Source organism: Caballeronia udeis (assembly GCF_044909315.1).
Taxonomy (GTDB): Bacteria; Pseudomonadota; Gammaproteobacteria; order Burkholderiales; family Burkholderiaceae; genus Caballeronia; species Caballeronia udeis_A.
In genome coordinates, this window is record NZ_JBIYEB010000004.1 from 41,920 (window position 1) to 68,557 (window position 26,638).

Annotated in this window: 29 protein-coding genes; 6 read left to right on the top strand and 23 right to left on the bottom strand. The window is 60.8% G+C overall.

Annotation, left to right across the window (positions count from 1 at the left end; genetic code table 11):
• Nucleotides 1-14: 14 nt before the first annotated feature.
• From ABH944_RS07615 to ABH944_RS07625, 3 genes are all read left to right on the top strand, one after another.
• Complete coding sequence (locus ABH944_RS07615; RefSeq protein ID WP_404605936.1) at nt 15-269, top strand: response regulator transcription factor; 255 nt, start codon at nt 15-17, stop codon at nt 267-269.
• A gap of 441 nt (nt 270-710) precedes the next feature.
• On the top strand, nt 711-1,346 hold the full coding sequence (locus tag ABH944_RS07620) for a YbhB/YbcL family Raf kinase inhibitor-like protein (protein ID WP_404605934.1): 636 nt from the start codon (nt 711-713) through the stop codon (nt 1,344-1,346).
• 22 nt (nt 1,347-1,368) lie between these two features.
• Nucleotides 1,369-2,259, top strand: a complete 891-nt coding sequence (locus ABH944_RS07625; protein WP_404605932.1) for an AraC family transcriptional regulator — start codon at nt 1,369-1,371, stop codon at nt 2,257-2,259.
• Nucleotides 2,260-2,280: 21 nt separating this feature from the next.
• Here the strand turns inward: ABH944_RS07625 and ABH944_RS07630 are convergent, their stop codons facing one another.
• The 12 genes from ABH944_RS07630 to ABH944_RS07685 all read right to left on the bottom strand — a co-directional run bounded on the left by ABH944_RS07630 (nt 2,281) and on the right by ABH944_RS07685 (nt 12,528).
• A complete protein-coding gene (locus ABH944_RS07630; RefSeq protein ID WP_404605930.1) occupies nt 2,281-2,415 on the bottom strand; it encodes a hypothetical protein in 135 nt (44 codons plus the stop codon).
• A gap of 96 nt (nt 2,416-2,511) precedes the next feature.
• On the bottom strand, nt 2,512-2,871 hold the full coding sequence (locus ABH944_RS07635; protein ID WP_404605928.1) for a hypothetical protein: 360 nt from the start codon (nt 2,869-2,871) through the stop codon (nt 2,512-2,514).
• Between the two features lie 38 nt (nt 2,872-2,909).
• A complete protein-coding gene (locus ABH944_RS07640) occupies nt 2,910-3,698 on the bottom strand; it encodes a hypothetical protein (protein WP_404605926.1) in 789 nt (262 codons plus the stop codon).
• A 45-nt stretch (nt 3,699-3,743) separates the two neighbouring features.
• Nucleotides 3,744-4,448, bottom strand: a complete 705-nt coding sequence (locus tag ABH944_RS07645) for a lytic transglycosylase domain-containing protein (protein ID WP_404605924.1) — start codon at nt 4,446-4,448, stop codon at nt 3,744-3,746.
• A gap of 17 nt (nt 4,449-4,465) precedes the next feature.
• On the bottom strand, nt 4,466-5,884 hold the full coding sequence (locus ABH944_RS07650) for an OmpA family protein (RefSeq protein ID WP_404605922.1): 1,419 nt from the start codon (nt 5,882-5,884) through the stop codon (nt 4,466-4,468).
• Between the two features lie 13 nt (nt 5,885-5,897).
• Complete coding sequence (locus tag ABH944_RS07655; protein ID WP_404605920.1) at nt 5,898-6,344, bottom strand: hypothetical protein; 447 nt, start codon at nt 6,342-6,344, stop codon at nt 5,898-5,900.
• Nucleotides 6,345-6,395: 51 nt separating this feature from the next.
• The gene (locus ABH944_RS07660; RefSeq protein WP_404605918.1) at nt 6,396-7,106 is read right to left on the bottom strand and encodes a TadE family protein; all 711 of its coding nucleotides are present in this window, start codon (nt 7,104-7,106) and stop codon (nt 6,396-6,398) included.
• Entirely contained in the window at nt 7,103-7,444 is a 342-nt protein-coding gene (locus tag ABH944_RS07665) for a DUF192 domain-containing protein (RefSeq protein ID WP_404605916.1), read from the bottom strand. The genes ABH944_RS07660 and ABH944_RS07665 overlap by 4 nt, the downstream gene beginning before the upstream one ends.
• A gap of 11 nt (nt 7,445-7,455) precedes the next feature.
• Complete coding sequence (locus tag ABH944_RS07670) at nt 7,456-8,337, bottom strand: type II secretion system F family protein (protein ID WP_404605914.1); 882 nt, start codon at nt 8,335-8,337, stop codon at nt 7,456-7,458.
• Nucleotides 8,338-8,341: 4 nt separating this feature from the next.
• Nucleotides 8,342-9,190 carry a type II secretion system F family protein gene (locus tag ABH944_RS07675; protein ID WP_404605912.1) on the bottom strand — a complete coding sequence of 283 codons (849 nt, stop codon included), beginning with the start codon at nt 9,188-9,190 and terminating at the stop codon, nt 8,342-8,344.
• A gap of 16 nt (nt 9,191-9,206) precedes the next feature.
• Nucleotides 9,207-11,147 (bottom strand): TadA family conjugal transfer-associated ATPase, encoded by a 1,941-nt coding sequence (locus ABH944_RS07680; RefSeq protein WP_404605910.1) that lies wholly within the window; start codon nt 11,145-11,147, stop codon nt 9,207-9,209.
• Between the two features lie 28 nt (nt 11,148-11,175).
• Nucleotides 11,176-12,528 carry a type II and III secretion system protein family protein gene (locus tag ABH944_RS07685; RefSeq protein WP_404605908.1) on the bottom strand — a complete coding sequence of 451 codons (1,353 nt, stop codon included), beginning with the start codon at nt 12,526-12,528 and terminating at the stop codon, nt 11,176-11,178.
• On the opposite strand from ABH944_RS07685, the gene ABH944_RS07690 reads away from it, so the two are divergent.
• Nucleotides 12,506-12,754, top strand: a complete 249-nt coding sequence (locus ABH944_RS07690) for a hypothetical protein (RefSeq protein ID WP_404605906.1) — start codon at nt 12,506-12,508, stop codon at nt 12,752-12,754. The genes ABH944_RS07685 and ABH944_RS07690 overlap by 23 nt on opposite strands.
• 205 nt (nt 12,755-12,959) lie before the next feature.
• Here ABH944_RS07690 and cpaB read toward each other — a convergent pair whose 3' ends face one another.
• The 11 genes from cpaB to ABH944_RS07745 all read right to left on the bottom strand — a co-directional run bounded on the left by cpaB (nt 12,960) and on the right by ABH944_RS07745 (nt 24,382).
• Entirely contained in the window at nt 12,960-13,997 is a 1,038-nt protein-coding gene (gene cpaB, locus ABH944_RS07695; protein WP_404605904.1) for a Flp pilus assembly protein CpaB, read from the bottom strand.
• Nucleotides 13,998-14,042: 45 nt separating this feature from the next.
• Nucleotides 14,043-14,243: a hypothetical protein gene (locus tag ABH944_RS07700; protein WP_404605902.1), complete on the bottom strand. Its 201-nt coding sequence runs from the start codon at nt 14,241-14,243 to the stop codon at nt 14,043-14,045.
• Nucleotides 14,224-14,964, bottom strand: a complete 741-nt coding sequence (locus tag ABH944_RS07705) for a hypothetical protein (protein WP_404605900.1) — start codon at nt 14,962-14,964, stop codon at nt 14,224-14,226. Before ABH944_RS07705 ends, ABH944_RS07700 begins: the two co-directional genes overlap by 20 nt.
• On the bottom strand, nt 14,961-15,794 hold the full coding sequence (locus ABH944_RS07710) for a hypothetical protein (protein ID WP_404605898.1): 834 nt from the start codon (nt 15,792-15,794) through the stop codon (nt 14,961-14,963). Before ABH944_RS07710 ends, ABH944_RS07705 begins: the two co-directional genes overlap by 4 nt.
• Complete coding sequence (locus tag ABH944_RS07715; protein ID WP_404605896.1) at nt 15,791-17,284, bottom strand: TadE/TadG family type IV pilus assembly protein; 1,494 nt, start codon at nt 17,282-17,284, stop codon at nt 15,791-15,793. Before ABH944_RS07715 ends, ABH944_RS07710 begins: the two co-directional genes overlap by 4 nt.
• Nucleotides 17,285-17,301: 17 nt before the next feature.
• A complete protein-coding gene (locus tag ABH944_RS07720; protein WP_404606009.1) occupies nt 17,302-17,577 on the bottom strand; it encodes a Flp family type IVb pilin in 276 nt (91 codons plus the stop codon).
• A 983-nt stretch (nt 17,578-18,560) separates the two neighbouring features.
• Entirely contained in the window at nt 18,561-19,421 is an 861-nt protein-coding gene (locus ABH944_RS07725; RefSeq protein ID WP_404605894.1) for an isocitrate lyase/PEP mutase family protein, read from the bottom strand.
• 28 nt (nt 19,422-19,449) lie between these two features.
• Nucleotides 19,450-20,847: an MFS transporter gene (locus ABH944_RS07730; protein WP_404605892.1), complete on the bottom strand. Its 1,398-nt coding sequence runs from the start codon at nt 20,845-20,847 to the stop codon at nt 19,450-19,452.
• A 59-nt stretch (nt 20,848-20,906) separates the two neighbouring features.
• The gene (locus ABH944_RS07735) at nt 20,907-21,596 is read right to left on the bottom strand and encodes a GntR family transcriptional regulator (RefSeq protein ID WP_404605890.1); all 690 of its coding nucleotides are present in this window, start codon (nt 21,594-21,596) and stop codon (nt 20,907-20,909) included.
• A gap of 178 nt (nt 21,597-21,774) precedes the next feature.
• Nucleotides 21,775-23,013, bottom strand: a complete 1,239-nt coding sequence (locus ABH944_RS07740) for a metal-dependent hydrolase family protein (protein ID WP_404605888.1) — start codon at nt 23,011-23,013, stop codon at nt 21,775-21,777.
• A gap of 103 nt (nt 23,014-23,116) precedes the next feature.
• A complete protein-coding gene (locus ABH944_RS07745; RefSeq protein WP_404606008.1) occupies nt 23,117-24,382 on the bottom strand; it encodes an MFS transporter in 1,266 nt (421 codons plus the stop codon).
• Nucleotides 24,383-24,883: 501 nt separating this feature from the next.
• Here ABH944_RS07745 and ABH944_RS07750 point away from each other — a divergent pair.
• Nucleotides 24,884-26,131: an aconitase X gene (locus tag ABH944_RS07750; RefSeq protein ID WP_404605886.1), complete on the top strand. Its 1,248-nt coding sequence runs from the start codon at nt 24,884-24,886 to the stop codon at nt 26,129-26,131.
• Nucleotides 26,124-26,630, top strand: a complete 507-nt coding sequence (locus ABH944_RS07755; RefSeq protein ID WP_404605884.1) for an aconitase X swivel domain-containing protein — start codon at nt 26,124-26,126, stop codon at nt 26,628-26,630. The genes ABH944_RS07750 and ABH944_RS07755 overlap by 8 nt, the downstream gene beginning before the upstream one ends.
• Nucleotides 26,631-26,638: the final 8 nt, after the last annotated feature.

Below are 26,638 nucleotides of genomic sequence, written 5' to 3' on the forward strand. Positions count from 1 at the left end.
GACGTGTGGACTCCATGAAGCAACTTATCCTTGTGGTCGACGGTGACGCGAGTTGTCGCGGCGCGCTGCGTACGACCTTACAGGCGAGCGGCTACGACGTCGCGGTCTTATACAACGCCAGCAAAGTCGTCCGGCGCGTCGAGGCTGAGCGGCCCACCCTGATGGTCATGGCCGGTGGTGCATCCAGTGGCGAGGCGCAGTCTCACTTTTCATGGAGAACCGGTCCCGCTTGCGCAGAACGAGTACGCAATCCTCGCGCTGAACCTTAGAAAACATGAAGATGGCCCAACGGGTCGCAGCGGGGTTGAGCTTCGACGAATCCGGCCGACCGATGTCGGTCAAGGTCGACGAGCGCACCACATGGCTTTTCAATGCAGCGCTGACCGAGCTTTTATATCGGGGGCTCGAAAAGTCGGCCGTAGTTGCCGACTGCCGCAAAAGACTGACGGATAAACACACGCGCAATTCGGATCGCACCTGCCTGCGACTACCGTGTCGAGCCGAAACACCCTCGCTAGGGCAGCACCCTACCGTGACCTGTCGCCAAATATTCCCAGATACAGTCAAATACCCGAGAATGATCGGAAATTTGATCGGATAAGGAGACGACGGCATGCCTTGCGTCCCTACAATGCACCCAGCATCCCGATGGGCACGCTTCCGTCACCCCATGCCCAATTTCCCTATCCACGCGCAGGACACACGTCACCATGCAACTCATCAGTCAGAGCTTTAAAGACGGCGAAAAAATTCCCGGAGAATTCGCGTTTGCGGTTATCGATCCGGTGTCGCACGTAGCGTTATCGTCGAATCGCAATCCGCATCTGGCGTGGACCCAAGTGCCTGAAGGCACGCAATCATTCGTCGTGGTCTGCCATGACCCGGATGTGCCGAGCCGCGGCGACGACGTCAACCAGGCCGATCGCGAAGTCCCGGCCTCGCTGCCTCGCGTCGACTTCTTCCACTGGCTGCTGCTCGACATTCCGGCCACCACCACCGAAATCGAGGCCGGCGCGCATGCAGAAGGTGTGACGCCGCGAGGCAAGGCAGGTCCCGCAGCGCTCAATGACTGGCGTCACGGCATTAACGACTACACGGGCTGGTTTGCGAACGACGAGCAAATGAAGGGGGAATACTATGGCTACGATGGTCCCTGCCCGCCGTGGAACGACGCCATTGTTCACCGTTATATCTTTACGGTTTACGCGCTCGCCACCCCGTCGCTGGACATCAAGGGTCCACTGACCGGAGCGAGCGTGCGCGCCGCACTTGCCTCGGCACCCGTACTCGGCCAAGCCAGCCTGACCGGCTTGTACAGCCTGAACCCCAAGGTTCAGGGTAACTAAACACCTCGTCCGCAATCTGACCATGTCCTCGTCACACGCTGCGCTTGACGCCCCGCTACGGTTCCCCGGCATGACGGAGCCGGTGGATACAACCAGCGGGCATCCAGCTTCGGGGATGCCCGTATCAAGGCGCAACCTGTGTGGCCTGGCCCGGCCTTGCTTGCGGCATCCTCAGAAAACGCAACGCTTTCGCTTCTTCGAGGCGACGCTGCTGTTCGTGGCGTCTGGTCGTATAACGCTCGACGACGGCGCGGTCAAGCTGACCGCTGACGCACCGTCGGGGTTGATTCTCATCGACCAGCACGCTTGCGCGGATGTGCTGAAGGAACCGGGCGGCGGCGATCAGCGCTTCCGTTCGATCTTCCTGACCTTCTCTGCCGGGCTGCTCGCCGAATTTCATCGCCAGCACGCACCGACGCACACAATCGGGAATCGGTCGACACCATTCAAGCAGGTTCCGCTTGATGACGATCTGGCGTCGACGCTCCAGCATTGCGTACAGAGCATTGAAGCACGCCAGATCAGCGATCAGCGGCTCCGGCATCGCCTGATGGATCTATTGGAGGCGCTTTCGGAGCGAAGTCATTTGTTCGCCTACGACACGCTGCAGTCCAGTACATCCGAACGCTTGCGTAGCCTGGTCAGCGAGGCGCCAGAACGTCACTGGACGGCGCGGGAAGCAAGTCGTGAACTCGCCATGAGCGAAGCAACGTTACGACGGCGTCTGGCCGGTGAGCAGACGCGCTTCGAAGATCTATTGGTCGACGTGCGCATGCATCACGCCATGATGCTGATGCAGACCACAGCATGGACTATCCCTCATATCGCCCACGCCTGCGGGTACAAATCCCGCATCCGGTTTGCCGAGCGGTTCAAGGAGCGGTTTGGCTGTTTGCCCACCATCGTTCGCTGAACCGGAGGGTCCATGTGGTCGTCATGACACATTGCCCCGATGTTTGTCGAGGTGGTCGACCAGCATGCGCGCGGGAAGCGGCAACGTTTCAAAATTGCGCGTGATCGTCAGCAGCGGGCGCGACGCCCACGGCTCAGCACGAGCTATAGAAGCCATGATCGAAGAGCTGCTCAAGCCCTGGCGTGCCGCTAAGCGACCCGGTATCAGCCGGCGTCACGAACGCGCGCAGCAACGCTTGAGTTGCTGCCGACGTTACGGTTTCATATCTTCCGCGATACCACTGCATGTATCGGACTTCGTTTGTTCGAAATCTTGCGCATTGGTCGATTTCAGCTTCGTGTAGTTCGCCACGCTGACCTGCCCTTGCTGCCAGCCGGTGTTCCAGTCCGACTCGAAGTTCTTGTCGGCAGCGAAGGCCTGCTTCTGCGCAGCCTTGTAGGACTCCACCCGCTTTTTGTCGAACTGGCAGAGATCAGCCGCGACCCGCGCGTTGGAGCCCGATGCGATCACACCCGTCGCCGTGGCCTTCTGCAACTGATCGGCGGTCTGTGCATGAACCGCAGCACAACCAAACGCCAAGCCCAGGAAAATGAGACTTCTTTTGACCAGCATGTATGACGCTCCTCCAAAATGAAACGATAAACAATAGGTTATTTGAGTGCGGTAACGACCTGCGACGCCTGCTTGCCGTTGGTCGTCATGTCCTTGCGCATCACCAATCCTGTAGATGGGCAAAAGTGATCGACGACCCGCGTCACGCTATTGATGGTATTGGTCTTGCCCATCATGGTCACGGTGCCGGACTGCGTCTTGTCGTAACTCACAGGCCAGCACGCGAGTTTGCCCACAACGGTGTCGAGTTGTTCCTGCTTGCCGACCTGCCGCACGCTGGTGCTCACGACCATCTTCGGCGCGGCAAACTGGCCGCCTGCGCCGCCGGCCTGCGATAGCGTCCCGCTTGCCGAACCATCCATTCGCGTGACAGGGAACTGCTGCCCTTCACCCGTGATCTCGCCCACGTAGGAAAGCAACCCGGAGGTCTCCGTGGTGCTGTTCGCCGACATGAGGCCGCCCATCGACATGCTATGCAGCGAGCCTTTCGCGTTCTCGGATTGCACGCTCGCCCGGCCGTCCGCGATTTGCAGGGTCATGACACTTTCGCTTTTCGCCGCCTGGCCGCCCATGCTCATGGCAGCCGTGGTGCGAACCTTGCCCGTGCAGTGCTCGCCGTCTTTTTTATCGAAGGCGAGGACGTCGAATTGCGTGACCGTATGCGAAGGCGTAGACGTCAACGTGAACGATCCATTCGGATGCATCCACGGCGCATCGCAAGCGGCGCTTGCGTGGGCCTTCGGCATTGTTATGGTCATGACCAGTGCCACTACGGTGAACGGCACGGCCACGCGGCGCGGCTTAAAAATGAATGGCCTGTCAGTCATGAAATCCTCATCCTGAAAGGCGGCGAACCGCCGACATTTAAACAATTACTTGAACTTGACCAGCGCGAGATGCGGATCGGTCATACTGCCTTTCGACATCGACTGGTACAGCGCGTACCGCGACAGCACTTCCGGCACGTAAGCCTGTGTCTCGCGAAACGGCGGAATGCCGCCATACAGGTTCACGGCGCCCTCGCCCGCATTGTAAGCAGCAATCGCCTTCGGGAGGTCACCGGAGAATTGCGCGATGAGCTGCCCAAGATAACGCGTGCCGGCAGACAAATTCTGCACGGGATCCGCCGTATCCGACACGCCGAATCGCAGCGCGGTCGCGGGCATCAGCTGCATGAGCCCGCGCGCGCCGCGAGGCGAGATCGCATCAACATGAAAGCGCGACTCCACGTCGATGACCGCGGCGACCAGCGCGGGATCGACCGCCGCGCTCGCGGCCGCTGCCTGGATGGCTGGCGCCCAGTCCGCATAGCGGCACGCAACGCACGCCGCGCCGGCATCCGGCTTGAAGGTTCCCCACGACATCCGCTGCAGTGCCGGACCCGCGAGGACCGCGCCATGGGCACGCGCCTGGGCGTTCAGCGGCTCGACGGCGGGCTCCGGCATTGTGCGCGTGCCGCCCACCACGAAGCTCACATTGCGCATGGAGGACACGTGCGACGAACCGCCGATAACGTACGCAATGCCGCTCGCGTGCGCGCCGATCGGGCAAGCCGCCAGCGCGAATACGATTGTCATGCGACGCGGCGTGATCGTCATTGCGACTTGACCAGTTCGACGCGCCGGTTCTGCGCGCGCCCCGTTTCGGTATCGTTTGGCATGATGGGCCGCGAGGCGCCGTAACCCTTCGCGCTCAACTGCGCCGCGACCGCGCCGTGATGGCTCAGGTAATCCGCGACCGCCGCCGCGCGTGCCTGCGACAAGACCAGGTTGTGGCTGTCGACGCCGGTTGAATCCGTATGCCCCTGCACTTCGATCTTCCAGTCCCCATGCGCTTTCAGCATGGCGGCAGTGCGGTCGAGCACGGGCAATGCATCGGCCCGCAAGGTCGCACGGTCGAAGTCGAAATTGACGCCATACAGCTGCACGTGACCGCTCGATTGCAACTGGCTCGCGACCGGGTCAGGCGCCGGGCCATCGGCTGCCTTGCAGGCAAGAGAACTCGGACCCAGGCGTTCGCCGCCGGCTTCGTCGACCGTGCCGAACGCGTGCGCGTCGCCACTGAACAGCGCGGCAAAGGCCTGCTTGCCGTCCGGGCTGAATGCCATCATGCCAGGCGTACTCCGCGAGGTCTCGAGATCGTTGCGCGTGAAATGCAGCACACTGCCCTGTTCAATCCCCCCGCTGATCGTCCCCAGCACCTTGCCAACCCCGACCTCCGTGCCATTGTGGGTGGACTCGAAGTAACAACCGTCCACGCCGGCGCCGTCCTGCTTCAGCAGGACGAAACCATCGCTACCGAACTGCAGCGGGAAGCGGTAGAGGCCGTCCACGCGCCTCACCACCTGAACACCGGCTGTATCGACGGTTCCATAGGCCCCGAACTGCGCAAGTCCGATACCGTAGGGCGCGGCATCCGGAGGCGAGGACAACGTCAGCCGCAGCCATTTTGCGGGCACGGGCTGAGGGAGTTTGACATCACTGGAAAACTGGCGGGTCGCAGTCGCCGCGTCGGGCATCTCGCCTTCGTAAGCCAGCGTCCATGGACCCGCGGAACCTTGCGTGGATGCTTCCACCTTGACATGATGCGGCGTGACTTTCGCGAGCGGCTGGCTGAGAAAACTCAGCGCATCGAGATGTGCGGGCGAAGCCAGTGCGATCGTCAGGACATAAGGATTGTCGTTGACCTGAATACCGCTTGAATCGGGAATATCGTCCAGCAGGCGAAACCACTCGGTGCCTGAAGCATCAACGGCAAACGCGCCTGCGCTCAAACCCGCGAGGTTGATCCGGGGCGCGGCGGGCGCAGCCGCAGAGGCGGCGCTGGCCGTACCTGCCGTACTTGCCGGGACGGAGACGGGTTCACTGGCCAGATCCGGAGCCGCGGCAGCCGATGCGGCAGTGACCGCGCCCTCCGCCACTTTCCGATGACACCCGCTGCTCGCCAATACGGCGACCAACGCGACACTCACGCAGGCAATGCGCTTTCCATGCTGTCCAATCGATAACTTCACTGACCACATTCTCCTAAGGTTCCTGGCTGCGCGCGAGCGCATCGATCACGTCGAGGTTCGCCTGGATGCGAGCCTGAAGCTGGCCGAGTTCGGCACGGGACGCGCCGCGCCGGCGTGCGGTATCGAAAGCCTTCAGGTTGTCCTTCAGCTCGGCTTGCACCTTGCTTTGCTGCGCCCGCACGAGTTTATGCGCGGCGTTGTCGGCTTCGCCGTTCGGCGTGCCGTCGGCAGTGAGCTGGTTCGCACGCAAGCGGTAATCGCCACGTATGGCCTGCGCAAACGGATCTGCAGGCCCCGCACGTCGAGCCGCACTCGCGGCCGGCGCGGGTGCGGGTGCTGCTGCCGAAGCTGAAATCGAAGCCAAGGCAGCCGGCTTGACGGGACTCTTCGACGTAATGATTTCCACGCCATCTTGCCGATACTCGGTGACCTCCGCATGCACCGTTGCAAAAGATTGCATCAGTAACGAAGCCAGCAACACTCTTGTCCATCCGCCTGCAGGCCGCAAATCCTACCCTCCCCGATACGGTGTCTGCATCCGCACAATTGACTCCGCCTCAAGCGGAATGCGCAGACTCCCGCTCAACGACGAGTACGCGTAACAAGCGTTCATTTTCACCGGCAGCCCCAGGCCGCCGGAAGCGGTCCCTGTCGAATAGACGTTACTGATGCCGTTGACCAGCGAGAAGATCACGTGATTGATGAACGGGACATACAGTTCATAGCAGTAAGTCACACTGATCTTCAGCAGGTTGGCATCCTGGATCGACATGCCCGAGCTTCCCCCAGGCGTGCTGTTGCGATACATCAGCGTGTCGTTCGGAATCTCCGTGACGCTCTTGCCCGCATAGTACTGCGAGCGGCCGAAATCCGACATTGCCGCCGGCGTGGGGTTCAGCACCCGCAACTGGGTGATACCGGGATTACGCGCCTCTATTTGCGCGCTGAGCAGCGCGGCCTGCTGCGTAGCCAGTCCGGACGAATGCGCAAACAGCGGCGAGAGGCCCCGCGAGAATCCGGTCAGCATTGCGCTCTTGCTGCCGTTGTTGACCGCGCCTTCGCGCGCCGCCATCAAGGCCGCATAGTTGACCGTGCTCTTCGCCTGGTACAGCAGCCCGAACTGGATCAGGCCAAGGCAGAGCATCAGCAACACGGGAAGCGCGACCAGAAATTCTGTCGCCGACTGGCCCTTCTGCCGGACCCGTGACAATGGCTGCGTCATGGCGCTGCCGGCGCGGAGAGGCGCAACGTCAAGCCGGGCTCGATCCCAAGTTCCAGCGCGCGTCCCGCGCACAGTTCGAGCGCGGCGGCGGCTCGCCAGTGGCCCCGCATGCGACCGGCCGCCACGCGTGCGTGCACCGCCAGCACGCGGCCGACGCGGTCGAGAAATACAACATCAATAGGATGCCGCATTAAAAACGTATGCACCGAATTGCATGGCTGGATCAGCAGCGCGTCTCGCGGAGCAATGTTGCTGCGGCCCATCCAACCTTTCATCCGTTCCAGTGGGCTGGTAGCCACATCGACATCGAGCAGCAATGGCCCCCACGGAGCGAGCATCGACGCCGTCCTCACAGCAGGCCCTCCTGCAGGAACTTCATCACGATAGGGAATCCGAGCACGATGAAGGTCATCGGGAAGATGAAGACAACCAGCGGGAAGATCAGTTTGACCGGCGCTTCCATCGCCTGCTTTTCGGCGCGCTGAAACCGCTCGCTGCGCCTTTGCTCGGACTGGAAGCGCAAGGTGGCGGACAAACCTCCGCCCATGCGCTCCGCCTGCACCACCGCGCTCACAAAATTGGTGACCTCCTTGACCTGCAATCGCTCGTCCATGCGCCGCAACGCTTCGGAGCGCGTGAGCCCCGACTTGAGATCGCGAAGCACGTGTTCGAACTCACGCCTGAGCGGGCCCGCCGGCCCCTTGGTCACCGCCTGCGCAAGCGCGCCATTCATGTTCAGGCCGGCTTCCATGCTGAGCGTAAGAAAGTCCAGGTAGACCGGCAGGTGCTTGTTGACGAGCTTCACGTTGCGCGTGCGTATGTCGCGCAGCCAGATCTTCGGCAGGAAGAAACCGACCGCGCCGCTGATCGCCGGCAACAGCAGACTCCCGCTATGGAGCGTATTGCGGATCAGGCAACCAATGGAGATCGCAATGGCCATCGACACAATGGAGAGCGATATGAACTGCGTCGGCGACATCAGGAAACGGCGGCCTGTCAGTTGCAACTGCGCATCCACGCGCTTGACCAGCGGGGCCGGGTAGAACCGGCTGAAGTGGAACTCGATGAAACGCACGAGCGGCCACAGGATGCGCAGGTACCGCGAGAGCGGGTCGAGAAACTCCCGGTCTTCGGTCGGCACACGGCGGGTCAGCATGCGCAGCGACATGATCATCAGCCCGATGAACAACACGAGCCCGAGCGACATCAGAAAGGCGATAGCGAGTGACATGGCGTTAGACGTCGATGTTGGTGATTTTCTTGATGGCTTTGTAACCCAGGAATTCCATGACGAATATCACGGCAAGCGTGGCCCATCCCACCGGGGCGTTGAACAGCGGCGCCATGGCCACCGGCTCCATGAAACTGAGCACCGCCATCAGGAAAACCGGCAACAGCGTCATCACCCAGCCTTGCGCCTTGCCTTGCGCGGTGAGGGAGCGGATCTTTCCTTCCATCTGCTGCTTCTCGCGCAAGGTGCGCGCAACGGTTTCCAGCGTCTCCGCGAGATTGCCGCCGACCTCCCGCGAGATCGAGATGGCGGCCGTCGCCATCAACATGTCCGGGACGGGAATGCGCATTTCCATGTGATTGAGCGCCACGGCCATATCCACGCCGAGGCGCACCTCGCGAATCAGCAAGGCCAGCTCCTGGGCAATCGGCGGACGCGCTTCCTGCGCGGCGCTTTCGAGCGCGACCGGAAAACTCGCCCCGGCGCGTAGCGCGCTCGAGATCATCAGCAATGCATCCGGGAGCTGTTTCTCGATCTGGATCAGACGCTTGTTCTGCATGCGCTTCACGGCAATGCGAGGCGCAAGCAAGCTCAGCGGCACGGCCACCGCAGTGAGAACGGGATTCTGGCTGACGAGAAACACGATCAGCGGAATGACCAGGACAGCGAGCGCGCTCAGGCCTGCCACACGCTGCGTACTGACAAAGATGAACAGGTCGGCAAGGTTCGACCCGACTTCGTCGGAGACACGTTCCGAGCGGCGCACGAACCATGCCTTACCCTGGAAGACCACGACCCATGAGATTAGGGAAAGAACAAAAAACGACGAGATCAGTACAACGACGGTGTTCATATCGGATTCCTGCGCGTCAGGTTGAAAAGATGGACGTATCCACGCCAATGCCGCGCCTGATCAGGTCCTGGTAGAAGTCCGGCACATATCCCGTCGACCGGAACTCGCCTCGAATGCGCCCGTCTTCTCCATAACCCGTCTGCTTGAACACGAAGATGTCCTGCAACTGCACCGTGCCCGCTTCTATGCCGCTCACCTCCGTAATGTGCGTGACGCGGCGCGACCCGCACGAGAAACGGGTCTGCTGCACGATCAGGTGAACCGCGGACACCACCTGCTCCCGGATCGCCGTGATCGGCAGGTCGAGCCCGGCCATCAGCGTCATCACCTCGAGACGCGAAAGACAGTCCCGCGGCGAATTCGCATGCGCCGTGGTGAGCGAGCCGTCATGCCCGGTGTTCATTGCCTGCAGCATGTCGAGCGCCTCGCCGCCGCGGCACTCGCCTACGACAATGCGGTCCGGCCGCATGCGCAAGGTGTTCTTGACAAGGTCACGGATCGACACCGCGCCCCGGCCTTCGGCATTCGCGGGGCGCGCTTCGAGCGACACCAGGTTGCCTTGCGATAGTTGCAGTTCAGCCGCGTCCTCGACCGTCACAATGCGTTCGTGGTCGGGAATGAAGTTCGACAGCACGTTGAGCAGCGTCGTCTTGCCCGATCCGGTGCCACCCGAGATCACGATGTTCGCCCGCAGTTCGACCGCGACCTTCAGGAAGTCCGCCATCTGTTGCGACAACGATCCGAAGCGGACCAGATCCTCGCTCTGGAGTTTGCGCCGCGAGAACTTCCGGATCGTGATGTTCGGGCCTTTCAACGCGAGCGGCGGCACCACGGCATTGACCCGCGAGCCGTCTTTCAGGCGCGCATCGACCATGGGCGAGCTTTCATCTATCCGGCGTCCCAGCGGCGCCACGATCCGCTCGATCGCACCCATGACCGCCTTGTCGTCGGTAAAGAAGGTGTCCGAGCGCGACAGTTGCCCCGCTCGCTCGATAAAGATTTCGTTGTACCGGTTCACCATGATCTCGGTGATCGAATCGTCGGCGAGAAGCGATTCCAGCGGACCGAGTCCAATGACTTCGTCGAACACGCTCTTGAACAGATCGTCGGCGGAAATGCCCGACGATTCGAACACCGGGTCGCCGGCCAGAACCCCGCGCAGCAGGCCGCCAACGGTATCGGACAACTCCTGCTCGCTCATGCTCGCCACGTTGACGCGGCGCAGGTCCATGGCCGCGATCAGGCGGCTGTGCGCCGTCTTGCGCAGCTCGATGCCCGCGGGCGTGTTGATCGCCGACAACGCGTGCGGCGCGTCCGCAGACGCGTGTGCGCCGGCTGGTTCGACTGCTGGTTCGCTGACCACCACGGCGGCCGTCGGCATGATCGTGGAAGCGCCATGGGAGACCAGCGTGTGCGGCCGCGGCATGGCGGGCGCCCCCGCTTCCACGAGACGCCCGGATATCGCGCCGTGCTGGGCCGGTGCGCTACCTGCCACCGCAATGCGGTGCCGCGCTTCATTCGCGGCTTCCGCTACCGTCAGCGCGACCTCGGCGACCGCCTCCTGACCGATGGACGCGAGCCGCTCCGCTGGTGCTGTCTCGAACGCTTGCACCAAGGCTGCGGAAGATGCATCGCCCGGGCCGGTGGCCGGTATGTCACCCGACACCGTCAGCGTGAACGAACCAATTTCGATGACGTCGGTTTCGGTCAACGGCCCATACTGCGTCACTGGATTGCCGTTGACGAGCGTGGACGCGAGCCCGCCCTTGTCCTCCAGATACCAATGATCCTTGCGCTGTTCGATGCTCGCTTGCACCTTGCCGATCAGCATGCCCTTCAGCACGATGTCGCAATCCGCACCCTTGCCGATCGTGCCGCGCGAAGTCACGGTGAACGCCTGCGACTGGCCGTTGCGACCGCGCACGGACACCTGCACTGTCTTGACGTTATTCACCACGCGCTCGCTCCCACCCAAAAGTATTGATTCAATGACCACTGCCCGGGAACGGATTGGCGCTCCTTGTGTCCCGCGGCTGGGCGTCTTCTTCCTCACGCTTCAAGGCGTCGCTACGCCGCTCGTTGGCTTCCGGCAGCGGACTCGGATTGCCGAATTCCTGCGTGTAATCCGCATTGATGTCAGACGCGCGATTCAGCAGGTCCGCGTTCTGGGCCGTACCGGTATCCATGATGTAAGGCGTGACGAAGACCACGAGGTCGCTCTTGTTGTTGCGAAAATCCGTCGACTTGAAGAGGTGGCCGAGAATCGGGATGTCGCCAAGACCCGGCACCTTGTCGATGGCATTCGACGCATCCGCATTCACCAGGCCGGCAATCGCCAGGGTCTCACCGGGGCGCAGCGACAACTGCGACGTCGTGCGCCGCGTGAGAAACGCCGGATACCCCTGCACCTGAAGCTGCGGGTCGATCTGGCTGATCTCCGTGAAGAAGTCTGTTGAAATCACATTGCTTGCGTCTACATTTGGCGCGACCTCGAGCCGGATGCCGTACTCCTTGTAGATCACGTCCTGCGCGCCAAAGCCGGCCGAGACCGGGATCGGGACCTCGCCGCCGGAGAGGAAGGTGGCCTTGCCGCCGCTGCGCGTATTGAGTTCGGGCTCGGCCAGGATGTAGGCGTCGCCGTCGTTGGCAAGAATGTTGATCTTCGAGGTGATGGTGGTCGCGAGCCCCAGGAACGCGCCGCCCACAGAGCCGCCGGCTTGACTGGGCGCGTTGTCGAAGCTGGCGGTGCCGGTGTCGGGAAACGGCCGGTAGCGTCCTGTGCGCACGGCGTTACCCGCGAGCGACGCTTGCGGTCCGTTGATCTGCTGGTCCCACGCAATGCCAAGATTGCGTTCGGCCGTCTTCGAGATCTCGACGATTTCAAGCTTGAAGTGAACGGTTTTTTTCAGCGACGAACCGTCGTCGGTCTCGATCAGGTTGACGACATCGGTCATGCCATCCAAGGCGTTCTGTATCAGGTCGTGTTGCTCGGGGTGCACCTTGCCACGAACCACGAAGCGGCCCCCGCTTGCATCGATAGTCAGGTCCTGCACGAAGCCAAGCGAGCGCTGCAGCCGTGCGAGCGTGGTCACCCGATCGTTCGCGGACACCGTAAGCTTGGTGCGCAGCACGATGCCCGAGTCGTTCCAGACAACCAGCGAGGTTTCGCCGGGCGCCTGTGCGAGCAGCAGCAACTGGTGATCGACCACGGAAGCATTGACCAGGTCGCCATTGCCCACGGCCACGCGCTTGACCTTACCCGCAATGGGAATGACCTTCACCTCGCCCTTGAACATGTACGTGGTGGCGGGACCCGTGTCCACGTTTGTGTCGACCACGACGTCCTCGTCAACGGGCGCTGACACGACCACGCGCGGCCTGCTGCGACGGACACGAACTGGCGACACGACGCCCGACGCCGCGCTCGCAGGAGTCGCGGGAATCGCAGGATTGGCCGCCACCGTGCTGAGCGCCGCGCCGCTCGCGACTGCGGGGACGGCAGCAGGACCTGCCGATGAAGACGACGATGCCGCCGCCGGCGACTGCGCGCTCGTCGCTGCATGAGAATGCAGGGCCAGCGCCGTCGCGGCCAGTCCACACGACAACCTCGCTGTACGGAGCATGCCGCGAACGCGGGTATCGGGTCGAATCAATGCGCAGCGTCTGCTTTTGATTTTCATGTTCTGACTTATTTGTTTTAAATCGGTCCAGGTGAGAACCCGGGCAAGGTCATGCAGGGTCAGCGGCAAGGCACGGCGTCGCGCGGCAATTACTGCGCGTGGTGCCCCGCCATCGCGTTCGAAATCTGTGCCAGCGCTCGCGTCTGGGCGTCGCTCAGCGCCGCCGTCTGCGGCTGTGCGGTTTTGGCTGCCGGCGTATTGACGGCAACGGCGTGGATCGCCGCGCCAAGATCCGGCCGCATCGACACCTCCGCGTTCTTGCTGCCGCCGACGATGTACTGCACGCCCCCGTTAGCCGCGTTTTCATCGAACAGCGAAGCCTCCATGACGGTGACATCGGGTGTCTTGAGGGTGTCCGCACGATTGCGCAGCACGGCGCGCAGGCTGCCCACCTTCTGGGCCAGCGCAATCTTCCCGGCCTGTTCAGGCGTGACTTGCAGCGTGAGGCTGTCGTAGCCGCCGCGTTGCTGCGAACCGTCGCCGTCCTGCTGCGACATCGCTTCTCCGTAGTCCCGCGGCCGCACGTCCTGGCCGGTGGCGAGCACGCTCAGGTCCGAGAGCAGCAGGTGGGCCGTCTGTCCCTGACTACTGCTGTCGTTGTCGTTGCTCGTGCTCTTGTCGCCCGGCTGGTTCGCAATCAGGAACAGGTCAATGTGGTTGCCCGGCTTCAACATGTTGTCAGCGGAATTCGTCGTGTCGATGTCAATGGTCAACGCGCGGTGGCCTGCCGTCAGCATGTCGCTGAAATCGCGTGCCTGCATGGCCGAGATGTCCGCGCGCCGCAGCGGCGTCCCGCGCGCGACTGGCCGAACGATGGTCAGGTTAGCTAATGAATCGAACTCGCTCGCCCGGATCGTATCGTCGTACACGAAGTCGGTGGGGACGTCGCGAGCGGCAAACTGGTCCGAGTTGATCACCGCACCGGCCTTGAGGTCCGTGCGCGGCACGACCACCGAGACCTGCTTCTGCGCGTTCATGGACTGGAGCAGCGACTCGCGCATTGCCGCCTCCCGGCCGGAAAGGAACTGGTAGATCCACCATGTGAGCAACGCGGCGGCAATCAATGCAATACCGAACAACACCCACGGGTTGTTCACCAAGGCCTGCGTTTTGATCCGTTTGAACATGAGTTTGGTCTTGTCAGTTTTATTCGATTAGCGCCTCGCAGGCGCTTACGGCAAGGAAAGAGCGTAGGAATACGCTCCGTAAAACGATTTGAACGCGGCGAGCAATTGCGCCATCACCGAACTCCTGCCCGCGATCAGCACTACAACCACGAGCAGCACAATGACCACGTACTCGGCATAGGCCTGGCCGCGCTGCGACCGGCGCGATGCGTGGCGTGTGCGAGGCTTAACTGTGCGCCGAGACATTGATCACCGCCGTTGTCGAGCCATCCTGCCGCGAGAAGGCAGCATCCATGCGCAAGCCGCCCTTCTGCATCGCAAGCGCATAACCGCTTGCGGCGGCGCTGCGTGGTTGCATGGCAGACCCCTGCACGACTTCGCGCCAACCTTGTTGAACCAGCCGCTGCGCGTAGGACTGGGCGGCGCGCTCGGGCGAACTGTCGTGCAGTTTCATTTGTACGGTGCGGGCGTCAGAGCCTGAGTCGTGACTCACCATGTCCAGCACGGTCTCGCCTTCCGGCAGCGGGTACGCGGACGGCTGCAACGCTCGCGGCAGCGCAGGCGTGTCGTTGCTCAGGCGCGCCGCGCTGAACAATCCGGTCACCGGTGAATTGGCGTGCACAGGTACGTTGAGCGTATAGCTGCACGTCTTGTCGATAGCGCTCAGCAGCAGTTCATGACCCGTATCGATCGCGCGCGCCGCTGCGCCCTCCTTCTGCCAAAACGCGCGGAACTGGCTGGAAATGGTGTCGGTGGATGCATCGAAGGTCATCATCGCGGCGTCCGTCTGCATGCCGTTGATGACGAGATCCCGGCCGAGCCACTCGGCTTTTTCAGGCGTCACCGGAATCTTGCCGCAGGCCTCATCGGCGAACGCCGGCATCGCGTTGAGCAGCATCGCGGCAAGCAGCGCAAGCCGCCATTGAAAGCGCCATTCAAGTCGCCATTGATAAAGATGTCGCATCATTTCGTTCCCAGACGGTCTGCCGGCACGACGTCGGGCTGGATGCGGCCCAGGTCGAGCGACGTGATGTCCGGCGCGAACGGCGCGAGACCATCGAGCGCCAATCCGATCAGGGACCCCTTCGCGGTCGGGACCGCGTTTGCGACCATTGCGCGGGTCTTGACGTTGCCGTCGGGTGTCCAGGCGTTGGTCAGGATCGAACCGTGGTCGCTGAAGGTCAACCCGTTCCATGATGGCCACAGGGCTGTAAGCGACGGGTTGTTGTACGCGAGATGCAGCGAAACACTTGCCGTTTCCTGGTTCTTGAACGAGAGGTCCACTCCTGCGCCCACGCCGCTCAGCGTGTCGAGTGCGGCCATGGATTTATCGGCGATAGTCCCGGTGTTCGCCGCCACGTGGCTGACATTCAGGTCGCCGTATTGCCCGAGAAGCGACTTGCCGGCCACGTCGGTCCACATGGGAACGGCGGACGTCGGCAGCGCATTGCGGCTCGAATCCGTGGCTGCGACGAGCGTGTTGTGGCCGAGCACCCGCTGCGCGACTTCGCTGCGGATCTGCTGGTCGCTTTTGCTCACCGCGCTGCCATAGTTTGCCGTCCAGTGGCTGTCGTCGAACCACACGCTGCGCTCCCACGACGCGTAACGCGACGCCGTCAGTGACCGGTCCCGGGCATCGTTCAGATTGCCCAGCATGCCTAACGATATGTACGCGACAATCAATACCCCGCCAGTGATCACGATCATCTCGGCGAGCGCCTGACCCGACTGCGACGCTCGCGGCGAACGCAGCGGCCGCGATGCCCGGCGAGCACGGGGGAACGTAGTCCGGTTCACGGTGCACCCGCCGCCTGGGCTGCGTCTGCCGCCTCGATTGCAACCAGGCTGGTCGGTACCAGTGACGACTGCCAATACGGGTTGAAAAGGCTCGGGTATTCCCATTTGTTGTCGCCGCGATGCCAGGCGGCGACGCTGCTCAGCGCGCCGGCGACTCCCGACCTCGGGTCGTCCGGCCGAATGAAGTACGCGCTCGCGCTCGCGATGGCGCGCATCTGGTTCTGTGCGGTGCCGTCGCTGGCCTGCAGGTCGCCGGTGCCTACGCCAATGCGATCAGTCGTGCTCACTGAGGACGAACCGCGCTGCACCTCCACGGCAATCGCCGGAGCGCGGTTGAAGTCGGTACCGTCGGCGGGCGTGCTTTGGCGTGCGAGTTCGAGGTAAGGTTGCAGTCCGCCGCCGCGCGACATCGACCTGCCCGGGCCGACTCCGTACTGATAGCGAGCCGCGATCTCGGTCAGGCCGCTAGTCAGCGCACTGTCGTAGTTGCTGAATCCGCCGTACCCTTGCGTGCCGGAATAGCTGCCGCCCGGGCCGTTCGCCGCGCCGCCGTAACCGGCTTTGTCGATGATGGCCCAGCCCACCGCACCGATCTCGAAGTAGCAGATCCAGCCGCCGTCCACGTCGGTGGCATCGAGCCCTTCCCAACCGCTTTTGTCCGGGCGAAGCTGCGTGCCGCCCCGGTGCGAATGCGCCGCGGCAATGAAACTGAATCCAGGGCACTCTTCGATGGTGCTCGCGACAAACGGGTCACGCAGTCCCTCGCGCGCCTGAACGAAACCATCCAGCGTGGTCTTGTCGGTCACGACGTCGGCGAATCGATCCTCGCCCGATTTTCCGGCGGGCGTGACGCGCGAGGCGAATTTCAGCGACGACGCGAGCGCGAGTGCCCCACGTGTGGCGAAGTACGTCTTGGTCGCGTGCGTGTTCGGTTCGTTAGCGGTGGCGATTTCATCGGCCACCAGCGGGATCTGCACCACAATAGAATCGTGGTACACCTGTTGCTCGGCGCTGAGAATCTTGTTCAGCCCGTCAAGACCCTTGGTCACGAGGGGCGCTGTCGAGTCGATCACGCGTTTTGCCGCGAGCAGGATCGGATAGCCAAGCTTCTTTGGCGCCGTCCAGGGAAGCGAGACCGCAGCTGTGTCTTCAATAAACGTGTCGTACCAGTGATCGTTCTTGTAGGTCATGCTGGCCTCGTCGATCCACGATTTGAGGCTGATGAACTGCGCTGCGGCAACCTGGTTGGCGACCATTGCGCGGTTGGTATAAGCGGCGAAATTCAAATCGCGGGCCTGAAGGATGCCGACGCTGTACGCAGCAGCGTCGGCCGTGTCCTGCAGCTTCGTTTTGGCGTACGTCAATTGCGATGAATTGAACGCGAGATAAAGCGAAGCAGCCCCTACGACGAGGAAAACCAGCGCGAACGGGATCGCCTGGCCACGCTGCCGGCCAAGACGGATTCGACGCTCTTTCGCGAATGGTTTCATCGGCGCGATAATCCGGGTCAATTGCCCGTATTGCCGGCGTTGTAGTTCTTCAGGGTCTTGGCTGTATTGCCTTTCGAGCTGGCCGTCTGAGCCGACGTATCGGCGTTCGTGATGGCGTTCTTCGAATTCGAATCACCCGCCATTTCAAGTGCCAGACCAGCAGTTTGATTGCGGATTGTCTGGCCAAACGCCGCATAGACACCAATAGCCGATACCGCGATCAACGCGACAATAATGATGTATTCCGTCATCCCCTGGCCCCGTTGGCGACGAAGTTTTCTAGCCGATTTCATTGAGATCATGACTTCTCCTGGATAAAGGTTTTCCGCGAACAAAGGCTCTCCGCCGTTCGCCTGAGCAACGTCGATTTAATGTTTTCTTACAGAATTACTACAAGAATTGCTACAGAGTTGCCACACCAATCGTGAAGATATTAGTACATGTGCATCAAGCCGGCGATTAACTCGACGACGCCCGGATTATGCACATACGGAATTCGAATGAATGTGAACAGGGAATGTAAAGTTGTAACAAATTGAAATAAACAGACAGATGTATTTCGTCTGACTAGTCAAAATGTAGAATTTTATTCTCTTAAATCTGATGTTATAAAACTGTAATACCCTGCTATGATTCAATTACAGCCTATAAATACTTCGTCATTTTTTTGATATATATTACAAACCTTACGCAAAAGATCTTGTGTCAATTTAATATTACCTATTGACTGATTTGCGCCTATAGATCAATTTGAATATAGGCATTGATTAACCCGTCCCCAATTCAAAGCAAACTGGTTCCATCATCATCATGGTTGACATATATATGCCTCTCGGATGAATGAATCATCCTTACCTGCCACCGTTTGAATCGGAAATATTTTCGTTTTATATAGTGGGATATGGGAGTTCAAAAATCCGAACCCGCCCACCGATTCATCGATTGGAAATATTCGAATGGATATAGCGAGCCGCCCTGACGATGCTTATCTCAGAAGATCATATTGATATTCGATTCACGGGTAAGGCATCGCCTTTGATGCAGCGCCAATGTTGCCTGTAGTTCAACGATTCTCGTACTGGCGCCTGACAAAGGGTTTAGACAACTTGGGCGGACGGCCAGAAAAATCTGGGGAGTGGAAATGCTCGTACCGGGCCGTCGACACGGCATATTGGTTTTTTAAGGTGGAGAGAGGGTTCAACCGGACCTCTCGTCAGTTATTTCGCAGTAAGTGAGATTGCCAGCCAGCTATTTCCCCCTCCCCTCCCTCCTCTCTTTACTCCGCGTACTTCTTATCGAAATCCCACACTGCCGGGAATCCCATCAGGTCGCACATTTTTGCGAACGAATACATGTCCGCCTGCGAGGGGATGGTCCCTTTGAGCGCCTTGATCTCGTCGTAGACACGCTCGAGCGCCTTTGCGACCGCGAGAAAGCCGGACGCGGGATATATGGCGATTGAAAAGCCGAGTGCCTGGAGTTCCGCGGGTGTCAATTGCGGCGTGCGGCCACCTTCAACAATATTCACGAGCAACGGAACGTCAAACGACTTCCCGATTCGCTCCAGTTCCTCGACGCTTTCCGGTGACTCTATAAACAGCACATCGGCGCCCGCTTTCACATAGGCTTCCCCGCGACGCAAGGCTTCATCGAGTCCTAACGATGTACGCGCGTCGGTCCGGGCGACAATCTGGAAATCGGGATCCTGGCGCGCCTCTGTTGCCACCTGGATCTTCTTGACCATGTCTTCGGCGGCGATCACGCGTCTGCCGGGCGTATGGCCGCACTTTTTTGGAAACTCCTGATCCTCCAGCTGGATCCCGGCGGCGCCGGCATGTTCATACCCGCGGACGGTGGTGGCAACGTTTAGCAGTCCCCCATAACCGGTGTCGCCGTCGCAGATGACCGGTGTGTTGCTCGCGGCACAAAACGCGGTCACCCGGTTAAGCATGTCCGTGTAGGTTGCAATGCCCGCATCCGGTACGCCGAGATAAGAAGCAACCGTTCCAAAGCCCGTCATATACAGGCAATCGAAGTTCATCGTGTCGGCGAGCCGCACGGAGATCATGTCGAATACACCCGGCGCCACCACAATATCGTTGGCGGAGAGCTTGTCTTTCAGGGCACGTCTTTTCATGTTGCTTGTCATGATCGATCTTCCAGGGTTAGCGGTGTTGCTCGCGCGGGACTTCGTGCCCCGTCAGCGGAGCGGGAACAGCTTCGTCTTCCTGCTGTGAAATTTCTTCGAGCGAGCGCTGGTTCGTTTCAACGCCGAACAAGGCCAGCACGGCGGCCATGACCAGCAATGTGCCGATAATGACCCAGAGCACATCTTTGATTCCCCCGCTGGCGTACATCAGCACGACAATCTGCGGTGCCGCTATGCCGGCGAGACGTCCGGCCGAGCCCGCGATGCCCGTGGCGCGCATGCGGTTTTCCGTGGCGAACAATTCGGGTATGTAAGTGGCGATCCCAAGGGCGACCATCAGGTACGTCAGCGTGAAAAGCGCGAAGCCGAGGAGCGTGGCCATTTCGACGCTCGATGAGTGGCCGTAGAGCCATCCGACAATCGCGGCAATCAACGCAACGCCAATCAGCCCGTTCTTGCGCCCAACCTTGTCGGCAATCAGCACGCCCACCAGCGCACCGGCAGGTCCGCCCAGCGACATCAACGTCGTATAGCCCAGCGACGACGCCATGCCCAGTCCCTGTTTGATGAGAAACGTGGGCACCCAGACAATGAAACCGTAGATCACCACATTGACTCCCACCTGGACGCAAATCGACAGCAGTGTCCTGCGGATCAGGGAACGCCTGAACAGGCTGCCTAGACTGGTGACGCGCGCCACCACGGGCGGCGCATCGACAACCGGCGGTAACGCGCGGCCCTGTGCTGTCTCTCCCTCGATGCCCGCAAGAATCGCTTCAGCTTCCGCGAATCTGCCTTTCGATTCCAGCCAGCGCGGCGATTCGGGCATCTTTTTCCGCACGACCCAAATGACGAGCGCTCCCGCGCCGACAATGGCGAACATCGCCCGCCAGCCGATTGCCGGAATGATCAGGTATCCCAGGAAGGTCGAAAAGAACAGCGCGGAATTGGTGATCAGCGACAGATAGGCGGACCACTTTCCCCGCACGGCCGGCGGTATAAACTCACCGATCGACCCGTAGCCGACAACGATCTCGGCCCCCAGCCCAAGTCCCATGAAAAAGCGGCAGACGATCAGCCAGTTCATGCTGGGTGCGAGCGCACCGGCGATGGAAGCCAGCCCGAAGATGGCCAGGTTGAACTGATAGGTGAACTTACGACCTTTGGCGTCGCCAAGAATGCCGGCTGTGAATGCGCCGATCAGCATCCCGACAAAGGTGGACGACAGGAACGCGGCGTTGAGTTGCATCGTGGACCAGCCGCTGCGCGAGAGCGCTCCCAGCACGCCGCCGGCGAGATAGATATCGAAGGAGTCCAGGAACATGCCGCCACCGATCAGCCAGAGAATCCGCCGATGAAAACGGGAGGTGGGTAATCGGTCCAGCCGTGCGCCGGCATGTACGGTGCTCAACATGTTCTGTCTCCGATGGTCTTCTCTTTGCGGCTGATTTCCGGGTTATTCCCGAAACGGCTTCAGGGCTGGCTGGGCTCCTGCCTGAATTTCTCGACTACCGATTTCTGCGCGGCGCGAATGTGGCATGTCATGACGGCTTCGGCCCATACGGCGTCACGGCTTTCCAACGCCTCGACAATCTCGACGTGCTGGCGCGCGCTGCGCGCCCGGTCGTCGTCGCTGTAGATATTGAACGTCCACTTGATGAGCGGCACGTCCTTCATGGACCTGAGCGACTGATCGAGGCGCTGGTTTCCCGCTGCCCCGCTGATGATGTCGTGGAAGCGCCGGTTGGCTGCGAACCATCGATCCGCGCATTCAGGCGTGACCGGATTCTTCGCGATCTCGAGCATTTCGTCCGCCAACCCGCGAAGGGTCAGTAGCTCCGGAGCGGCGATTCCTGTCGCGGCACGCCCAGCCAGATAAGGCTCGATGAGCATCCGAGCCTCGAAGATCTCCTCGACATCGCGGATGGACCAGCTTCTGACGCGTACGCCGTGATTGGGTTTGACCTCGAGCCAGCCTTCCGCGCCGAGGCGGCGGAAGGCCTCACGCACGGGTGTGCGGCTCACGCCCAGCCCACGCGCGAGTTGTTCCTCTCGGAGGTACTCACCGGGCGCGTAACGCGTCTCGCCGATCGCTTGCTTGATCGCTGAATAGACGTCGTCCGCGGACTTGCCAACGGATGGGATCAGCTCGGTTGTATGCAAAATTAGTTCGTCAACAGGGATTACGCGACTTAAACGGCGGTTTGTTAATTTATTGTATGCAACTTGCGCCGTACCCTGTTACCCGGGATTTCCCTTGGCCCTCCGTCGCTCGCAGCCGGACGATCGCGCCAGGCGTTCGCTCATTGGGCTGCGGCTCAGGAGGTTTGGCCTTGAAATTTCAGGCAGCAAGGCGGTTCTTGAAAATCTGGCCCTGCTTCATGATGAGGTCCAGATGGCGCCCTTGCTCACCCAGGAGGCCCATGTTCTTCAACGGATCACCATCCACCACCAGCAGGTCGGCGATGGCACCAGCGGCCACTACGCCCAGTTCGCCCGTCTTGTTCAGGACTTCTGCCGCTACAGACGTCGCCTGGCAGATCACTTCGTAGGCGGAAAATGCGCGTGTACGCAGCATGAGCTCTTCGCTCTGGCGTTGATGCATCGAACCCAGCAGGTCGGAGCCGTACGCCATCCTGACCTTGTGGCGCTTATAGATTTCCAGCGAGTCCAGGCCCTTTTGCAGCACTGCGGCGTTCTTCACAAGAGAGTCCGGCGGAAAACCAGCTTCGGCGCCATCGGTTCTGCAGGCCTCGTAGGTAATCAAGGTCGGCACGACGAAGGCGCCTCGTTCCGCCATCACGCTGGCAGCATCGTCGTCGACGAGGTTGCCGTGCTCGATCGTGCGAACGCCGAGTTCGACAGCGCGCTTGATTGCCTGGGCCGTGTACGCATGCGCCATGACGTAGGTCTGGTGTTGACGAGCCTCCGCGACGGCGGCGCGAATCTCGTCCTCGGAGAATTGCAGATTGCCGATCGGGTCATTCGGAGACGAAACGCCGCCCGACGCCATGATTTTGATTTGCGTTGCGCCTTGACGGATTTCTTGCCGGATCGCCCGGCGGATGTCGTCTACCCCATCCACAATGCGACCGATCGCACCGTAGTACTGCGAACAGGGACAGTTGTCGGGGCCATGATCGAGCCTGACACGAAAGTCCGCGTGACCGCCGGTCTGGGAGAGCGCCTTTCCCGACGTGAAAAGACGCGGGCCTTCAGCAAGCCCGGTTTCCACCGCCTGGGCAAGCGCGTAATCCGCGCCGCCCGCATCGCGAACGCTTGTGAAGCCTCGCTCCAGCATTCCCCGCAGAATGGGTATGGCGCGGAACAACGCGAACGCGTTGGGAAGCTTCGCATTCGTTCCAAGATTGGCCATGCTCGCCATGACGTGGACATGGCAATCAATCAGTCCCGGCATCAAGGTCTTGCCCTTGATGTCCAGGACGGTCGCGTCCGAGTCGACCTTGATATTTGCCGCGACCTCCCGGATAACCCCGTCCTCGATCAGGACATCGTAAAGCTGGTCGTCTTCGTTATGGTTGACGTCGACAATCCGGCCGTTCTTCAAAAGTGTAAGCATCGTTTCCTCTTCTAAAAATGCGAAACGTCGAAGCCGAAAATTCCGGCCCCGACGGGTTTTCACGCTGCGAGAATCTGTGTGGCCGCGCGCGGCCCAAGTGGTGTCAGAAGTCGTCCACGGGTTTGGGGTAGACCACCGCGCCAAGGAAGCTCAGCAATGCCGCGAAGGCGACATATCCGGCCGGCGCCAACTTGCTGCCCGACCAGGCGATAAGAAGCGTGATGACAAACGTCGCAAAGCCGCCAAAGATTGTCACTGCGACGTTGTAAGCGAGCGAGAGTCCGGTAGAGCGCACGCGGCTTGGAAACATCTCGGCGAAGACAGCGAGAATCGGCGCCGTGTATGCCGAGATGAGCACGCCAAAAACGAGTTGGAAGAGAACGAGCGAGGTCAGCGACGGACTGCGGACAATGTAGGCGAACATCGGAAACGCGAGCACACCAATCAGCAGTGCCGAACTTGCAACAATAAACCGGCGTCCGATGCGATCCGACAGCCACCCGAACATGGGCGATGCAACCAGGATGACCGCCCCGCCAATGAGCCCTGCCCGGAAGCCGAGACCCTGTGGCAATCCCAGTGACTTCACGACGAAAGTCGGCATGTAATACAGCAGCACATAGGTGCACACGGTCCACAGGATGACGAGCGAGATGGTCGAGAATGTTTGCCGCGGATAATCGCGGATCACCTCACGCAGCGGCGTGTTCGACTTGGCCGTGTGCTTGAAGGTTGGCGTCTCGTCGAGCCCGCGACGGATGAACCAGCCGACCGGTCCGATCAGGAGACCCAGCGCGAAGGGGATGCGCCAGCCCCAGGATTCCAGCGCTTCCTGGCTCAGTTCGGAAGAAATGAAAACGCCGACGCCAGCCCCGGCAAGCACGGCAAAACCAATGCTCGACTGGATATAGCTGGCGTAGAGGCCGCGAGAGTTTGCGGGAGCATACTCGGAGAGAAACGTTGCGGCCGTGCCCATTTCGCCGCCATGCGCGAAGCCCTGGATAAGGCGCCCCACCACAAGCAGGACCGTGGCGCCGACGCCAATCTGCTGGTACGTAGGCGCGCATGCCACGATGGCAATTCCGAGTGCCATCAGCATGATCGAGAGGGACAGGGCTTGCTTGCGGCCAACCCGGTCGCCATAGATACCCAGGACAATGCCGCCAAGCGGCCGTATGAAGAAGCCGACGCCGAATGTAAGCGCCGCGAGCAACAGCGAGAGCACCGGGTCGTGAGTCGGGAAAAACAGCTTCCCGATAGTCACCGAGAAGAAGCTGTAGCTGGAGAAGTCAAAAACCTCCAGCGCTGTGCCGATTACCGTGGCGGCGACGGCTTTACCCTTGTCGGCCTTGCCGACGGCCATCGCCATGTTGGCGGTCGTTTTGGTGGTGTTCACGCAGAACTCTCCGGTTGGTCTACTCAGGCCGCGATCCGATTGGGTGCCGCAGCAACCAGGCTACCTGTTCGGTGGTTGATTTTCGGGCAGAAGATGCGATGGCGTGCCGCTTTAGCTGCGATTCTGCGCCTTTCACGAACCACAGCGTACCAAATCTCAAAATTATTGGATATATTTAAGAACCACTTCTTTGTCAGGGTATACCCCAGGACGAAAGCGTTTTTGATTGGATGCTGCAAACTACTCGCGGCCGCCCACACGCCCATCTGAGGCGAACCGCCCCAGATGCCCTCGATTGGTGTGCATTGAAGCCAATGAAGTACGCTGGAGGCCTGCTGCTCTTGCAATGGCGCCGTGCAACCCTAAAGAATTGGGTTTTATAATTACCAGTATGGACAGTTTTTCGTTCCAGTTGTACATTTGCGCCCAGATGCTTCGGCACGAAGTCCCATTGCGACTTATGAGGAACACCCGATGTTGCAGTTAAGCGAGCGCGATAAGGCGATGTTGAATGGCGAGCTTGGGCAGGGAGCGGCACGGGCGATGCGAATAGTTACCCGCACCGCTGACGTCATGTCCGCGCCGCATCTGATTGACATCACCTCGGCGCATATCGATGGCTGTCTTTACCACGGACAAACCAGCCTCGACTTCGTCGAACTGTTCGTCGCAGCGGGAGCCAGGGTGGCGGTGCCTACCACCCTGAACGTCGGCTCACTCGATTTGATTCATCCTGAGCTTTATCACGGTGACCGCTCGATTCAGCGAGATGCGCAGAGGCTGATGGATGCTCATATTGAGCTGGGCTGCGAGTCGAGCTTCACCTGCGCGCCGTACCAGTTGAAGAACAGGCCTGCAAAGGGAGAACAAATCGCCTGGGCCGAATCCAATGCGATTGTCTTCGCGAACTCGGTTCTCGGAGCACGAACCAGCCGCTATGGCGATTTTCTTGATCTGGCGGCAGCCATCACAGGACGCGCGCCCTATGCGGGGCTGCACGTTGAGGCAAACCGCGCGGGTCAGATTGTTTTCAACGTCGAGGACTTTGCAAGCTGGCCGTCACGCGACATCTACTTCGCGGCGCTCGGGCTTCTGGTGGGCAAGCTTGCCGGTGCGATCGTTCCTGTGCTGGTTGGCCTGCCGGGCGACACAAGCGAAGACGAACTCAAGGCGTTGGGCGCCGCGGCAGCGTCCAGCGGCGCGGTTGCGCTCTTTCACGCTGTGGGCATTACACCCGAAGCGCCGACGCTTGCAGCCGCGCTGCAGGGACATACCCCTTTGAAGACAGTCGACGTCTCCCTTTCCGAGCTCAACGAAATCAGGCGGAGTCTGAACAGCGGCCGCGAAGGCGACGAACTGGTCGCGGTCTCGCTGGGTACGCCTCACTTCTCGGTGTCAGAGTTTCAGCGGCTGGCGGACATCCTCGACCGGTTCGAGGGTCAGCCCAAGACAGATTTCTACGTGAATACAAGCCGCTTCATTCTCTGGCAACTGGATGAGCTGGGTCTTGCGCGCAAGTTCGAAGAGCGAGGCATTCAGATTGTTGTCGATACCTGCACCTACATCACGCCCGTCATGAAGAAACTGACCGGGCTCGTGATGACCAACTCAGGAAAATGGGCGTCGTACGCGCCGGCGAACATTGGCGTGACCGTGGCGTACGGCAGCATGAACGAATGCGTGCAATCGGCTTTTGACGGGAAGGTACGTTTCAATGACTAACAATTCCGAGGTCGTTTCGGGCTCCGCGAAAGCGGCAACGGCCGGCCGGGTTCTGACCGGCGACGTACTGGTGGCAGGCGCCGTGCAGGCTGAAAAGATTGTGCTCGGCAAACCCCTGAGTTTCTGGGGAGGCTACGACTCGCAAGCGGGCGAGATTATCGACCGCACTCATCCGCTGGTCGGCCATAGCCTCACGAGCAAGATCATGGTGATGGCCCACGCAAAAGGCTCGAGTTCGAGCAGCAGCGTGCTCGCTGAAGCCATTCGCAATGGCACGGGCCCAGTAGGCATTGTGCTCAGGGAACGGGACCTCATCATCTCGATTGGTGCAATTGTCGCGGCCGAACTCTACAACCTCGACGTACCGGTTGTCTGCCTGGAAGCAGCCGCTTTTGACGAAGTCGTTTCCGCGTCAGGCCCCTTGCGTATTGAGGCCGTCGGCGGAGAAGGCGGAGCGAGAGTCTATCTTGACTCTCGCCAGGCACTGCGCACGCGTTGAGTGACCTG

Coding starts and splice junctions, on each gene's coding strand:
- ABH944_RS07730 (WP_404605892.1), bottom strand. CDS start 20,847: ATGTTGAGCACCGTACATGCCGGCGCACGGCTGGACCGATTACCCACC.
- ABH944_RS07615 (WP_404605936.1), top strand. CDS start 15: ATGAAGCAACTTATCCTTGTGGTCGACGGTGACGCGAGTTGTCGCGGC.
- cpaB (WP_404605904.1), bottom strand. CDS start 13,997: ATGTTCAAACGGATCAAAACGCAGGCCTTGGTGAACAACCCGTGGGTG.
- ABH944_RS07620 (WP_404605934.1), top strand. CDS start 711: ATGCAACTCATCAGTCAGAGCTTTAAAGACGGCGAAAAAATTCCCGGA.
- ABH944_RS07630 (WP_404605930.1), bottom strand. CDS start 2,415: ATGGCTTCTATAGCTCGTGCTGAGCCGTGGGCGTCGCGCCCGCTGCTG.
- ABH944_RS07700 (WP_404605902.1), bottom strand. CDS start 14,243: ATGTCTCGGCGCACAGTTAAGCCTCGCACACGCCACGCATCGCGCCGG.
- ABH944_RS07625 (WP_404605932.1), top strand. CDS start 1,369: ATGTCCTCGTCACACGCTGCGCTTGACGCCCCGCTACGGTTCCCCGGC.
- ABH944_RS07665 (WP_404605916.1), bottom strand. CDS start 7,444: ATGCTCGCTCCGTGGGGGCCATTGCTGCTCGATGTCGATGTGGCTACC.
- ABH944_RS07745 (WP_404606008.1), bottom strand. CDS start 24,382: ATGGCGATGGCCGTCGGCAAGGCCGACAAGGGTAAAGCCGTCGCCGCC.
- ABH944_RS07640 (WP_404605926.1), bottom strand. CDS start 3,698: ATGACTGACAGGCCATTCATTTTTAAGCCGCGCCGCGTGGCCGTGCCG.
- ABH944_RS07655 (WP_404605920.1), bottom strand. CDS start 6,344: ATGCAATCTTTTGCAACGGTGCATGCGGAGGTCACCGAGTATCGGCAA.
- ABH944_RS07755 (WP_404605884.1), top strand. CDS start 26,124: ATGACTAACAATTCCGAGGTCGTTTCGGGCTCCGCGAAAGCGGCAACG.
- ABH944_RS07675 (WP_404605912.1), bottom strand. CDS start 9,190: ATGAACACCGTCGTTGTACTGATCTCGTCGTTTTTTGTTCTTTCCCTA.
- ABH944_RS07660 (WP_404605918.1), bottom strand. CDS start 7,106: ATGACGCAGCCATTGTCACGGGTCCGGCAGAAGGGCCAGTCGGCGACA.
- ABH944_RS07670 (WP_404605914.1), bottom strand. CDS start 8,337: ATGTCACTCGCTATCGCCTTTCTGATGTCGCTCGGGCTCGTGTTGTTC.
- ABH944_RS07720 (WP_404606009.1), bottom strand. CDS start 17,577: ATGAAATCGGCTAGAAAACTTCGTCGCCAACGGGGCCAGGGGATGACG.
- ABH944_RS07750 (WP_404605886.1), top strand. CDS start 24,884: ATGTTGCAGTTAAGCGAGCGCGATAAGGCGATGTTGAATGGCGAGCTT.
- ABH944_RS07715 (WP_404605896.1), bottom strand. CDS start 17,284: ATGAAACCATTCGCGAAAGAGCGTCGAATCCGTCTTGGCCGGCAGCGT.
- ABH944_RS07740 (WP_404605888.1), bottom strand. CDS start 23,013: ATGCTTACACTTTTGAAGAACGGCCGGATTGTCGACGTCAACCATAAC.
- ABH944_RS07635 (WP_404605928.1), bottom strand. CDS start 2,871: ATGCTGGTCAAAAGAAGTCTCATTTTCCTGGGCTTGGCGTTTGGTTGT.
- ABH944_RS07705 (WP_404605900.1), bottom strand. CDS start 14,964: ATGATGCGACATCTTTATCAATGGCGACTTGAATGGCGCTTTCAATGG.
- ABH944_RS07725 (WP_404605894.1), bottom strand. CDS start 19,421: ATGAAAAGACGTGCCCTGAAAGACAAGCTCTCCGCCAACGATATTGTG.
- ABH944_RS07645 (WP_404605924.1), bottom strand. CDS start 4,448: ATGACAATCGTATTCGCGCTGGCGGCTTGCCCGATCGGCGCGCACGCG.